The 13,302-nt window shown below is 43.1% G+C and carries 11 protein-coding genes and 1 tRNA gene; 7 read left to right on the forward strand and 5 right to left on the reverse strand.

Annotation, left to right across the window (positions count from 1 at the left end):
- Positions 1 to 30 precede the first annotated feature (30 nt).
- Both K0I73_RS11820 and yejK read right to left on the reverse strand, forming a co-directional pair.
- On the reverse strand, positions 31 to 903 hold the full coding sequence (locus tag K0I73_RS11820) for a 6-carboxytetrahydropterin synthase (protein WP_220061321.1): 873 nt from the start codon (positions 901 to 903) through the stop codon (positions 31 to 33).
- A gap of 207 nt (positions 904 to 1,110) precedes the next feature.
- Complete coding sequence (gene yejK, locus K0I73_RS11825; protein ID WP_220061322.1) at positions 1,111 to 2,142, reverse strand: nucleoid-associated protein YejK; 1,032 nt, start codon at positions 2,140 to 2,142, stop codon at positions 1,111 to 1,113.
- A 76-nt stretch (positions 2,143 to 2,218) separates the two neighbouring features.
- Between yejK and K0I73_RS11830 the strand changes: the two genes are divergently transcribed.
- The 4 genes from K0I73_RS11830 to K0I73_RS11845 all read left to right on the forward strand — a co-directional run bounded on the left by K0I73_RS11830 (position 2,219) and on the right by K0I73_RS11845 (position 7,456).
- A complete protein-coding gene (locus K0I73_RS11830) occupies positions 2,219 to 2,434 on the forward strand; it encodes a YejL family protein (protein ID WP_220061323.1) in 216 nt (71 codons plus the stop codon).
- Between the two features lie 112 nt (positions 2,435 to 2,546).
- On the forward strand, positions 2,547 to 4,331 hold the full coding sequence (locus K0I73_RS11835) for a DUF3413 domain-containing protein (RefSeq protein ID WP_220061324.1): 1,785 nt from the start codon (positions 2,547 to 2,549) through the stop codon (positions 4,329 to 4,331).
- A 137-nt stretch (positions 4,332 to 4,468) separates the two neighbouring features.
- Positions 4,469 to 4,545, forward strand: a tRNA-Pro gene (locus tag K0I73_RS11840).
- A 745-nt stretch (positions 4,546 to 5,290) separates the two neighbouring features.
- On the forward strand, positions 5,291 to 7,456 hold the full coding sequence (locus K0I73_RS11845; RefSeq protein ID WP_220061325.1) for a sensor domain-containing diguanylate cyclase: 2,166 nt from the start codon (positions 5,291 to 5,293) through the stop codon (positions 7,454 to 7,456).
- 2 nt (positions 7,457 to 7,458) lie between these two features.
- Here K0I73_RS11845 and K0I73_RS11850 read toward each other — a convergent pair whose 3' ends face one another.
- Positions 7,459 to 8,943, reverse strand: coding sequence for an alpha/beta hydrolase (locus tag K0I73_RS11850; protein WP_220061326.1), 1,485 nt, complete (start codon positions 8,941 to 8,943; stop codon positions 7,459 to 7,461).
- Between the two features lie 99 nt (positions 8,944 to 9,042).
- Between K0I73_RS11850 and K0I73_RS11855 the strand changes: the two genes are divergently transcribed.
- Positions 9,043 to 9,510, forward strand: a complete 468-nt coding sequence (locus K0I73_RS11855; protein ID WP_220061327.1) for a DUF6942 family protein — start codon at positions 9,043 to 9,045, stop codon at positions 9,508 to 9,510.
- Between the two features lie 109 nt (positions 9,511 to 9,619).
- Here the strand turns inward: K0I73_RS11855 and nadE are convergent, their stop codons facing one another.
- The gene (gene nadE, locus K0I73_RS11860) at positions 9,620 to 10,453 is read right to left on the reverse strand and encodes an NAD(+) synthase (RefSeq protein ID WP_220061328.1); all 834 of its coding nucleotides are present in this window, start codon (positions 10,451 to 10,453) and stop codon (positions 9,620 to 9,622) included.
- A 247-nt stretch (positions 10,454 to 10,700) separates the two neighbouring features.
- Here nadE and K0I73_RS11865 point away from each other — a divergent pair, with 247 nt between their 5' ends.
- Positions 10,701 to 11,492: an AraC family transcriptional regulator gene (locus tag K0I73_RS11865; RefSeq protein ID WP_220064359.1), complete on the forward strand. Its 792-nt coding sequence runs from the start codon at positions 10,701 to 10,703 to the stop codon at positions 11,490 to 11,492.
- A 103-nt stretch (positions 11,493 to 11,595) separates the two neighbouring features.
- Positions 11,596 to 12,237, forward strand: a complete 642-nt coding sequence (locus K0I73_RS11870; protein ID WP_220061329.1) for a LysE family translocator — start codon at positions 11,596 to 11,598, stop codon at positions 12,235 to 12,237.
- Here the strand turns inward: K0I73_RS11870 and K0I73_RS11875 are convergent.
- Positions 12,221 to 13,153: a M14 family metallopeptidase gene (locus K0I73_RS11875; RefSeq protein ID WP_220061330.1), complete on the reverse strand. Its 933-nt coding sequence runs from the start codon at positions 13,151 to 13,153 to the stop codon at positions 12,221 to 12,223. The genes K0I73_RS11870 and K0I73_RS11875 overlap by 17 nt on opposite strands.
- Between the last annotated feature and the right edge of the window lie 149 nt (positions 13,154 to 13,302).

Here is a 13,302-nt window from a genome sequence, read left to right on the forward strand (position 1 = left end):
ATTAAGCCACTTAGCTTGACTATTCAGGCGCTAGCCTTTAACCGAAATAGCCCCTTTGCCCACTCCTTCATAGGCGATGACCTTAAATGTCGAGCCTGGCACCTCGCTCACTAAGGTGTTGGCAATAAACTCGGCAAGTAGTTCAACCGTGGTATCGTGGGGAATGATCTCACAACGCTTTTTCGGCATCGCCAACTGAAAGTCACCTTGAGGCGCAACATAATGAAATCCGTAGTGGGTCTCATCGGTCACCATGGTCTGCGGCGACAATTCGAGTTCATCGATATCAGCAAGATCATCTTCAGACCCCAAATAAATATCTTTCCAACGGCGACTCCAGTACTCATCCCATTGCGGCGCTGAGACACCATTCTCAAACACATTTATTGGGCTTCTATGACCATGGGCGATCCGCTGACAATTACCGTCATGTTTCTTAAGTCCATGTGAGTAATGATAGAAAGGTGTCTCATGCATCTCATTGCGCAGCGTTAAGGCAATACCGTTAACATTGTCAGGCAGTACCTCTTTCAAGGCTTTTTGCAAGAAGGCATTAACACTTTCAAAATCGATAATTTCTGTTGGGATCAAGGCAAATGCTTGCGCTGGACACGCCAGATGAATATCACCTTGGAGGCTATTAAAATCCATCCATACACGATCGCCCTGTTGTTGCCACCTAACCTCAGAACATGCAGTAGGGATCAGTAATCGATGATCGGCAACATCATCAATGGTGTTTTTAATGGTACGTTTGACCTTAGCAAAATCGAGCACCATATTTTGATCGTCTAAACCACCATCGAGCAGAACATCCACGATCCAGCTTTCCCCCACCATGCCTCTGATCGGGCATAAGTAAGAAAAATCGATAACGGTTAAATCTCTAACAAAAAGTTGCATTTAATCTCCTAGGCAGAAATACAGTCTGCCCTGTTTCGTCCCATCGGCAAGCGGCCAACGAACACAATAGCTATCAACAGATGATTTCACATCATCTGCGACATTTTAGCAAGCGATGACGACCGAGGTCGCCAATTAATTACAATAAAAAACGCCCATAAATAGGCGCCTTCATTATACTAGGGTCTATTCGGGTGAACAGCTTGACTACTGACCACCTTTAAGGCGGCGATCTAATTGGTCTTTCAAGTTGGCTGGAACCCCTTTAATTAAAATGGAATCCGAAATAGGGTCATAAATCACCCGCTCACCTAGATGCTGACCATCAAAACTCAGGGTCACCCCACCACCAGTACCCGAAAACTTCTTTAACTGACGTAACGTTGGTTTATCACCAGGGAATTCATCTTCAAGCTCATACTCTCCCCCTTGGGCGAAATCATAAAAAGAGTCCATACCTGAATCAGCTAGTTCATCTGCCAGATCTTTCAGCTGAATATCAGCCCCAGAATCACAACGCTCAGAGCAATATTCAAATACCTTTTCACGACACTGTTGACGTTCATCTTTAGTCAGTTCGCTACTGGCCACAAAATCCTCAACCGCATTCATCAGCTGTTTGTTTTGCGCCTTGGTATTAACACCCTCGACACATCCCATAAAATCGAGGAAAAAGTCAGCGACTTTACGACCCGCTCTTCCGCGAATAAAAGAGATATATTTAAGCGAATCGGGATCGGCCTGCCACTCGGTTAAATCAATACGTGCAGCAAGTTGCACATTATTGAGATCAAGATGAGTATTTTGCGACAGCTCCATATCATCGAGTACCGTCATCGACGACTTAGCATTGAGTAGTGATACATATAGATAGTCGCTAGTCATGTGGGTATAACATGACATTAATAGGAAGCCGCCCTGACTAAAATCGTACTTGGCTAACTCTTCCTGCAGTAACTTACCAGCCAATGCCGAAAATTCGACAAAACCTAACTCACCGTTTCGATACTCGGTAAGTGCGTCCTTAAACTTAGGATTAGCTTCACCATCTTCACCGTGCGTTCCGAAATGACCAAACCCTTTACCTGCTTTTGTGGTGTAAGTCTGATGCAGCTCTTCGAGCATAGTTTCTACGGCTTGGCTATTTAAAAGAGGCTGTGGACGTAATCTACAGCTCAATTGGCCTTCGCCATCTTGGGAAATAGCGTGAATAATTGCTTGTTCGACGTGAATACTCATAAGCCTCGATAGTGATAATGGTAGAAATCCGTTATTATATGCTGCTATTTCAAATTAAAGTGAAAAAATTTTTAATATGGCTATCCAATCAAAATATTCAAATACGCAAGTTGAATCGATTATTGCAGAACTTCTTGCTGTACTAGACAAGCATCAAGCACCAACCGACTTAGGTTTAATGGTCCTTGGTAACTGCGTCACCGACTTGCTTATTCGTAAAGTGCCTGAAGAGGCCCGAGCTCAAGTTGCTGAGCAGTTCGCCAAAGCGTTAACCCAATCGGTAAAAGGCTAACTTCTGCTACACTTTTACGACTAAAAATCCTGTTTTTATTCGTAAAAAACTAGCAAAGTCGGCTAAAAAAAATTTAAGATTAGATTTGTATTTCAACCTATAGCGGATCCCTATGATCGAGCGAAAAAAAGAGATGGGTCGTGATCGCGTATCACGCTTAGTCAGTTGGGGGCATTGGTTTGCCTTTTTCAATGGCTTCTTAGCTATGATTATTGGCGTCCGTTATATTGAGACGGTCGGCGCGCCAGAGAGTTTGATCGGTTGGAGCTATTTAACGATAAGTACCTTGGGCCACTTTAGCTTTCTAGCGTTTATTGTCTATTTGGTTGTGCTGTTTCCCATCAGTTTAATCTTGCCCTATTCAAAAATTCTCAGGGGATTGGCGGCGGTTGCCGCAACGATCAGCCTGTGCATTTTATTATATGACACCATCATCTATGACGACTATGGGCTGCACCTGAGTCCATTCGTATTTGATATCGCTTGGGCCGACCTTAATAGCTTACTCCAAGGCACCTCCTATATTGTCACGCCTCTGGGTATTATTATTCTTGAACTCACCGCGGCAAACTTTCTGTGGAAACGTATCGAAAAAATTCGTAAATCCAATTATGGAAACAAGGTGGTGATTTTCATCGGTATCTGTTTTGTCAGCAGCCACCTGATCCACATTTGGGCCGATGCGGCAGATGTCACAGAAATCACCCGATTAGATGACGCCTACCCCTTATCTTATCCAGCTACAGCGCGTTCTTTTATGGAGCGTCATGGCATTGAAAAGGGAGAAATGAGCCATAACGATACTCGCACACAACCTACGCTCAACTACCCTATTTCGCCACTGCAATGTAGCGCTAATGATAGGGTCAACTTATTGCTAGTCACGGTTGACGGCTTTAGAGCAGACATGGTCGATGAAGTAACTATGCCATTTCTTTATCAATACGCTCGAAACAACCACCAATTTAGTCGACATCACAGCGGTGGCACCATACATGAAAGTGGCATGTTCTCCCTGTTATACGGCCTTCAAGGCAGCTATATTGCAGCCAGTGATCTCGATTATCGCTCACCAGTATTAACTCAAGAGTTAACACAGCAAGGATACGCCCTTGGCTTGTTTGCGCCTAAAATGGAAAGCGTGGTTCCCAATGCGATCTACCAAAATTTAGAAGACCACACACAAAGCCTGAGTGAGGGCATTGCCGATGCCGATATCCGCAGCATCGAAACATTCAAAACATGGCAAGCTGAGCAGGTCCAACCTTGGTTTGCATTAATAAACCTGCAAAGTCCTGACAGCTACGATACCCCAATTGGCTTTCTTGGTATCGAGACAGTAAAACCTAAACAAGCGTTAAAGCCAGCACAGAAAGTATTATTTAATCAATATCGCCAATCACTTAATTTTATCGATAAACAATTGCAGCAACTATTAACTCAAGTGCCTGAAGAAACCTTTGTACTCATCACAGGTGTTAACGGTAAGGTATTTACTAGCGATAACAACGAAGCCCGCACTAACTTGTCACCAGTGAATGTCAATGTGCCTTTAATCATCAACTGGCCAGGGCCTGCTAACGCGAAAACGGTTAATTACTCCACCAGCCACTACGGTATAGTGCCAACCTTAATGACACAGCTTTTAAACTGTAATAACAAGGCGCAAGACTACAGTTCTGGCCAAAGTTTACTCCAGCCAAACCCCAATAACTGGACCTATGTCGGTGACAATTTAGTCTTTGGTATTTATCAAGAAGATGAAATCACCGTGATTGACCGCCATGGTAAATATCGCATCTATGATAAAGATTACAGTCAACGATTACGCAAGAAGATCAGTGCACCTGAGTTTATTCAAGTGATGCGAGAAGGACGAAGATTCTACAACCACTAAGGTATAGATCAAATTAACGTCTATAAACTAAGCAATTAGTCTTCGATAGCATGCGAAACACTTGCATAGCCCTATTTGAGTTGATAAAGTTCGGCCTGTCCTAACAGACCCCAGAGTTAAACTGTTATGGATTAAATCGGTATGTAGCGCAGCCCGGTAGCGCACTGTCATGGGGTGTCAGGGGTCGGAGGTTCGAATCCTCTCATACCGACCAAATTATTAAAAGGGTTAGCTTAATAGCTAACCCTTTTTGCTATGTGTAATTCCCTTAATCTGTCATATCACTTTGTCGCTTTACACTCATTATACCAATCAGTATAAGAAAGTGATCTACTCAGCGTGTTTTAGCACTTTTGATGCAGTGTTAACGAGTTTGACCCTAGTTCAACTATGCTCTTCACTCGTTGCAAACAACAGGGTCTTGCATGTTCCCGACATACTTAAGACATTCCCCTCCATCCCTAGAGGTCAGATGTTGTGAATGTCTTAAATGCACGACTATATGGATATAAAAGGTAGGGCGAAGCACGACTAAAGGGATTTAGGAGGTAGGGTAACGTATGGAGCGGTTACCGAGGATGCTAGAACCGAGGAGCAATTAAAGACCTTGCCTCATAAGCGCTACATTCTCGCTGAGCGATCACATCTTGATACTGATTGGTATTACAACATTTGGTTAGCATTTAGCTATTGATTAACATAAACTTTCAATGAATAACCTCATCTCCAGTTAAAAGATGAGATAACACTAGGTTAGTTAACCGTTTTACTCCTATTTTATTGTAAACGTGCCATCTGTGTTGTTAACAAGGCATATTGAGAAGCTAATAGTCATGCTATTGCTGGTGAATAAACGCCTTCAGAGGATAAAGGGCTGTTTGAGATACGCTTTTAGTTCAGGTTAACGAGCACTTTACCATTGACTAAATATCTATAAGCATCAATTACAGACAGGGATTATGCAATTGATTAATATTCGCCATTTGGCATTCGCATTCGCTTTGGGCATTTTAGGTTTACTGGTAAACCTTGTCCCGATTCAACTGTTTGGCAACCAGCAGTTGGTCATTGGTAACATGTTCTTTGTTATTGTCGCCGTCTTTATTGGCCCTTGGTACGCCCTACTAACCGCACTTTTATGTGCAACGGGTCTCTATATCGCATGGGACAGTTGGCATATGTTCTTTTTATTTCCGCTCGAAGCGCTTTGGTTAGGTTATGCTCGCCGTAAAGAGTTCTATTCACTTTACGCAGATATTGTTTACTGGATCGTTGTCGGCATCCCACTGTTTTATATTTACTTAAACTCACTGTCAGAATTACCAAACAGTTATTTGACTTTTATTATATTAAAACAAGGAATTAATGGCTTACTCTATACTGCGCTAGCTTCAATCATTGTCACACTCATCCCAGTTCGATTTCATATTAAAGATAAGATAACCAATCAAAAACGTAAAAGCTTTAACCAACAGCTAACTTACACTTTCACCCAGATCCTAACTTTAGTGTTGCTAGTCTCAGCCCTTATTTTTAATAATCATTCTCTCAATCAACAGCAGTTAGCAGTAAAACATCGCCTTGAAGATTCAGCTAATCATCTAGGTAATGCAGCCCAAACCATTATTGATGATCATTTTCGCACCATAGATAATGCTGCTCGATGGCTTAGCTTTTCTGGCTCAGACCAAAGTCAATGGCAAGGGCTACTATCAAAACTACATCAGAGTTACCCTAACTTTATCTCAATGCTCATTACAGATGACCAAGGAGTCATTACCGCCGCAAGTCCCATTGCTCGTTTAAAAGAGTCAGATCGTAATAACAAAACCCTAAGCGTTATGGATAGGCATTACTTTCAAGAAGCATTTTTCAATCAGCTCACTTTTATTTCTCCAGCATTTCTGGGACGAGGATTTGGTAATGATCCCATTGTAGCGATCAGTGCACCTCTCTATCATGCCAACAATCAAATCAAACCAATTGGAATACTAGAGGGCTCACTAAACCTCACTCAATTTGCACAAATTGATCACCGAGATATGGACTATGAGACTCGCTCAATTATCTTAATCGATGAGAATAATTTAGTGATCTACGCATCTAAACCTCTCAAAATGCAGCCACTAGAGCCGCTATCATTCTCGATGAGTGGGCTCAACTATAAAACCAAGTTGAACATGATCAATTTTAATAATTTAGATAGCGAGAGCCCTGAGTACGCTTACTCTAAATACATACTCAATAATGGTTGGTCTCTCTATGTCGTCGTTCCCTTCGCGCCATTATTGGCCGAAGTAGAACAGCAATATTTGATGATGTTTACCGTGTTACTGTTTGCATTCATTACCACAATATTACTCATCCAAGTGATCAGTGGTAGATTAACCGCTCCACTTGAAGTGATAGCGACGAAGTTCAGCAGTTGGAATGTTAATGGAGGAGAACTGCTACTCAATGACACAACGCCCAAAGAGATCCACACCCTATCGACGAGTATTCAAAAGAGTAAACAGGAACTACTGAGTTACCAACTTGAACTAGAAGAGAAGGTGGCGTTGCGAACCGTAGAACTAGAAAAAGCCAATACCCAATTACAAGCGCTAAGTGAAATGGATGCACTCACAGGCCTTTATAATAGACGCTATACCGAAACGCATTTTCCAACACTACACGATATGTGTAAGCGTAACGGCTCTGCATTGGCATTTTGTATAGTCGATATTGACCACTTTAAACAGGTCAATGACACCTATGGCCATCAAGCGGGTGATAAGGCATTAATCACCATAGCCACATTGATGAAACAGTTTTTCAAGCGAGACACTGATATTGTCTCTCGATATGGCGGCGAAGAGTTTTTAATAATTTTACCCCAGTGTAATGCTCTACAAGTAGAAATTCATCTTAACCAATTTCGACAACTCATTGCCGATACAGAGATAGAGATGAGTCCGACCCAAAAGGCTAAGCTGACCGTCAGTATGGGGACTGTGGTTAGTAATGCAGGTGAATTCAACAACATAGACCACTGGTTTAAAATGGCAGATCTAAACCTCTATGAAGCCAAAGAAAGTGGCAGAGATAAAGTGATCTGTTCTCTGTTAGCTGAAGGTGAATATTAGGCTTATTGCTCAGATTGTTCTGCCTCTATATAGTTTTCAATTCGTTCAATCATATAGGGGAAAAAAGGGTTCCATTTTTGACGTAAGGTTTCGGCTGCCGGCACCCCAAATACGCCACGTTCACCACGAATAGCGGCGGCACCAATATGAACCCTATAGTTAGGCTCCCCCTTATAGGGTCCATAGATCTCATCAGATGCAGGAAACGGCAGTGCAACATGGGACAGGGAGTAAACTTCTGTAGGCCATGCTAAGGAAAGCGGCTCATGATATGGCTCTTGGTCGGCCCTATATCGAACAACCTCAACGTCCGGTATGATTTGGAGTGTGTGCTCATTTATTCGCTGATGCTGGTTTTGTACGATCGTTAATTCATATTGCATCTGCTTAGGTACAATTAAAGGTTTCAGTGCCTCCATAGGATCATTGGTAATCAATGCCATATTGACATCCATGCGATTAATATCAAAAAGCACTAACTGATTGTGTTTAAGAGCTAGACGCTGGTAAAGACCAATGATCACATCGGGTGTCGATACTGTGTCATCCGCCACCGATTGAAACGTTAACACATCGGCAAGCTGAGCTTTCTGCTCTAGTGACAGTTTGTTGAGTAATTGCTGGTTTCGCACCGCGAGCTGATAAACAACGTCGCCAGCATTAACGGCAAATGAGTTGTATTTAAAAGGGTCATACTCAGTTTGAATCGCATTCCAACTGAGCTTTTCTAAGCCTAAAAATCGCCCTAGTCTATCTTGCCATTTTGCTCCAGCCGCCACGGGCGTTAACCCTATGGCGGGTGATATAAAAATTAACCCCGCATACGAAGCGCCTTTATTACGGCTCAAGGCTTCTAATTCATGGTTGAGCGCTAATGCCGCTCCCGTTGAAAAAGCCACCACATAAAGCGGCTTCCCTGCTAACGTTTTGCGCATATGCTCGGTGGCTAATGCGACCACTTCAGCCATCTCTTGCCAGGTAACATCGACCAGACCAGAAGGTAGAGTGCCATGCCCTGGTAGGCGCAAGCCTAAAATATGCGCCTTGGGCTTAAAATGCTGAGCAAAATGAGACATCGAATAAGGTGAGTCAGACATTCCATGGATTAATAGCAGTCCAAATTCTGCTTGGGGTGATTGCCACTCAAAACTGCGATTCCAGTCATACGGCCACTTTTGGGGATCGGAATAGCTACCTGGTACATAACGATTCAGTGGTTGATGAGTCAACTCAGTCGTTTGGGTAAACACCTTAGACTCCATTTCGGCAAAGAGCTCATCCTCCAAAGCAATATACTGTTCAAAGTCAGTTAAGTGCATATCGTGATGGTATTGCGAACTTAATTGAGTCGTGTGCCATAGCGAAAGCTCGGGCCGGGAGTTAAGAAACCAAATGCCAGTAAAGAGTAAAGCGACAATTATCCCCAGGACACCATAGGTAATTGCCAGCATCAGATGTTTAGTTGATGAAATAAGCAGTGTTTTCATTGACTGATAATCATTGATTTCGGCGACATAAGATTACCCATTAACATACACGTTTTTAACGGCTAAACTCTAGTCAAACGAGAAGACATCTGCGCAATAATGAGAAAAAAACTAACACGGCTTGGTTCTGAGACTGCAAAAATCGGCTTTTATCTGCCTAATCCTCCCAATCTACCAGCTGATTGGGATGGAGCATCCAAGGTAAATATAGAAGAGTTGATCACCTTAAATGGTAACCATTGGCGCAAGATTTTTGTCATCATGGCAAAAATTGTTTGTCCAAATAACGACTGGCGAGATTATTTGCCACTGTTACTGCAACAAAATGAATCGATTCACTTTGGACAATCAACGCTTTGCCCCAACGCTAAAATTCATTTGGTGTGCGGTCAGCAAAGTGCCCTGGCCCTATCACTCGACATATTAACTGAGCCTCAATCATTTCGAGTAATAAACCAATCCAACCAACAGATCTACCTTCTGCCTTACCTAGATTATCGGCAATGTCCTAACCACACCATAGCGTCATTGCGCACGGCGTTAGCTGCATATAAAAAAGGCGCTTAAAGCGCCTTTTTATTAGAGAGATAAAGACTAACTACAACCCATAGTCTTCGCCTCAAATTCGTTCATTTAAAAACAGGTAGAGCAGATAACTCGCAGGTACCGTTAGGCATTAATCGTAAAGAGTCGGGATTGACTTGCGTTTATGTTGCGTCGCGTTATAGATAGCAATAAGACGCGCCTCAACCTTAGCATCCACCGCTTTACCCTCGAGAAAGTCATCGATTTGATCATAGGTCAACCCTAAAGCAACTTCATCTTCGAGCTGTGGTTTATCACACTCAAGGTCTGCCGTTGGCACTTTATTCACTAAAATACCGGGGGCACCTAACGCTGCAGCTAATTGTCTCACCTGACGTTTACTCAAACCAAATAGAGGAGCAAGGTCGCAGGCTCCGTCGCCCCATTTGGTGTAAAAGCCAGTAATGTTTTCTGCACTGTGATCAGTACCAACCACTAAACCGCCCGTTAAACCAGCTATCTCATATTGGGCAATCATACGCATTCTGGCTTTCACATTGCCCTTAACAAACTCAACATTGCCATGAGGGTGAGACATGATATCAGCTTGCTCTAGCCCCAAAAGCGTTTGATGATGGATCCCTTCGACCCCCTCACCTATGTTAACTGTAACCAATCTACTCGGCTGAATAAACTGACAAGCTAACTGAGCTTCATCTTCATCTTTTTGCACCTTAAAGGGCAGTCTCACTGCGATAAATTGATAACTCACTTCGCACTCACCTTCACGGTTGAGCTCGTCGACAGCCATTTGACATAGACGCCCAGCAAGAGACGAATCGACACCACCACTGATCCCAAGCACTAAACTAGTCCCATGGGCTTCCTTGAGCTTAGATTTAATAAAGGCAATACGTCGTTGTACTTCGTACTCAACCTCAATAACAGGTTGCACCTTCATTTCACGAATGATCTGTCCTTTCACTGGCCCGACTCCAATTATTTATCTGTCAGCAGAAATTTAGCGGCACTATTATGGGCTAATTACGAGCAGAATTCACGATCCAAACATCAACTTTGGAATGATTTGTCCCATTTCGATTGCAATTATTTACTAGTCTGCACAAAAGTCCCTCGGCTACACTGCTGGTTAAACTCACAACTAGGTATCTTTTTTATTGTCACAATCTATTGAAGTTATAGAGTATTGGCACCCTAACATCTTAAAAGAGATGGAGCTAAGCCGCGCACGTTTTACCTCTTTTGCTTTCGAAAAGCATGTACATTTAGACTATCATATTGGCGTCGTATCTCATGGTGCTCAGCAATACCTGCACAAAGGGCAACATTACCAACTGACGCCAAATTGCTTATCGACACTTAATCCTGATGAGAGTCATAACGGACAAAGTATTGATCCTTCTGGATATTGTGCACACGTCATGTCTCTTCCAGTCAATTTCATTAATGATATAGCTACTGAACTTAAACAAAAATCACTATTTTTTAATGCACCTATCGCAGAAGATCAGCAACTGAGGCAGCAGTTCCTACTCCTGCATCAGTTACTCACCGAACAACAGTATTGTGTTTCATCGCTGCAAACCGAAACACTACTAACCGCCTTCATTACCGAATTGTTTTGCCGCTATGCTGCTATAACAGGTGAAACAAGATCCTCTACAAAACTTTCCATAACTCAAATGGATATGATCAAGCAGCAACTGCATGAACAGCTTCATGGCAATATTGAACTCGCCTCATTAGCTAACAGTATCAATTTAAGTAAATTCCAATTTCTAAGGCAATTTAAGTCCGCAACAGGTATGACCCCACACGCATACCTCACTCGCCTAAGACTTGAATATGCTAAGAAGGCGCTTATTGGTGGGAACACTGCTATTGATACCGCCTATCTAGTCGGTTTTTTCGATCAAAGCCATTTCAACAAGGCATTCAAACGCGCCTTTTTAACGACCCCAGCTCAATTTCAGCGTAAGCTTTTGAGGTGTGATAAGCCATAGCAATAAAATCATCTAAGCGATTAACTGTGCAATAATTTACAAGCCAATAATCGCTGACTAAGGCATTCTAGTATCTATATCCTATTACCGAAGAGCCCATTTAATGACATTAGAGTATCAACTGCTATTTTCACTCGCCTTGATCCATACTGTCGCATTGGCAAGTCCAGGCCCTGATTTTGCGTTGGTGGTGAAACTCGCCACTCAAGCGCAGCGCAAAACAGCGTTAGCATCTGCATTCGGCTTGGCGGTGGCGATCACCTTACACACCCTGCTGAGCTTAACCGGAATTAGCCTCATCATAAAAAGCGCTGAAAACATATATATCGTTGTGCAACTGACCGGCGCGACCTATTTAGCTTGGATGGGATTAGGCGCTATACGCGAAGCCATCGCCCACTGGCGAGACCATAAACAACAAATAATCACCACATCAACTCGGGAACTCTCCGCGTTACAAGGCTTTATTCGAGGCTTATCGACAAATCTGCTTAACCCCAAAGCTATGGTGTTTTTCATCACGCTGTTTTCAACATTGATCTCGCCAACAGTTAACCTTGAAACGAAAGTCGCCATCACGCTATTGATGTTTTTGCTGTCGTTAATCTGGTTTAGCTTCATCGCTTTGGTACTGTCTAAACCTAAAATTCAGCAAAAAATGCAGCGTGCAACGCCAATGATCAACTTGATCACTGGGTTACTGTTCGTCAGTGTGAGCTTAGTGATTATTAACGGCCTGTTTTAGTGCTTGCCAAAATATAATCGAGCGCCGAAGTCACCGCCTCAACCTGAGCTAAAATACAATTTTCCTCATCCGACAACGGGCTATCTGGATAGACTTCGGTTGTGGTGTTAAACGTCGCATCACTAAATCCTGTACATAATCCTAGAGACTTAGTGGGATAGTTGATCACACCAAACTGAGTAACAGGAGCACCAATGAGCTGACCTTGTTCATCGGCTGGTGCGATATGAGTGACCTTAGCCACCGCATCTATGATCGCTTTTTGCATCTCATCACAGGGGTTCTCACTATCGCCGACCAGATAAAAGCCATCGGGAATATTCCAATTGGTATGCTCGACAGCATCCCTTGCCGCTAACGCAGGGCGAAACTCACTATTATCGGTATCTGTTGTTTCATGCAAGTCGATATGGGCCATAAGCTTGACGCCTAAGCCCGCAACTAAGGCCATTAACGCAGCAGATTCTTGCGCAGGGCTGTCAGGATAAAAGGAGCGATTTGGATCGATAGCCATGGGGTTCCAGCGGTTAATGGTTTCATATCCCCAGGGACTAACACAGGGAGCGACCACCAGATTCACCTTATCCTTATAGACAGATGCCGCCGTATCCAAAAATCGAAGCGCACCTTGCACACCACTGGTTTCATAACCGTGAACGCCACCTGTGACCAACACTGTGGGTAGCGACCGGTTCCAATTTCGACTTTTAAGCGCATACAAGGAGTAGTGCCCTTCTTCATAATGTAGAGCGCCATATTCTATGACATCAAACTGTTCTCGAAGAGCATCAATTTTAGCCACCACCTCAGTTTGATAAGAGCGCTTAATCACTTGAGCTTTGCGCCATTTAGCTTTCTCACTCTCGCCCCATTTCTGACCGGGTTTACCAATTGAATATACTTGCGCCATTGTCATAAATGCTCCTAAATCTTTGAATACGGTGCTCACAATAAGATGAGCAAAGATAACCTATTGATATCACCAATGACTCCAGCCGATAAGGTGAATCGTTTTTAATAGTGCGACGTTACATAATCTGAACTTTGATTAACAGAGGGGATAAC

Origin of the sequence: Shewanella mesophila, from assembly GCF_019457515.1 — a bacterium.
GTDB classification, from domain to species: Bacteria; Pseudomonadota; Gammaproteobacteria; order Enterobacterales; family Shewanellaceae; genus Shewanella; species Shewanella mesophila.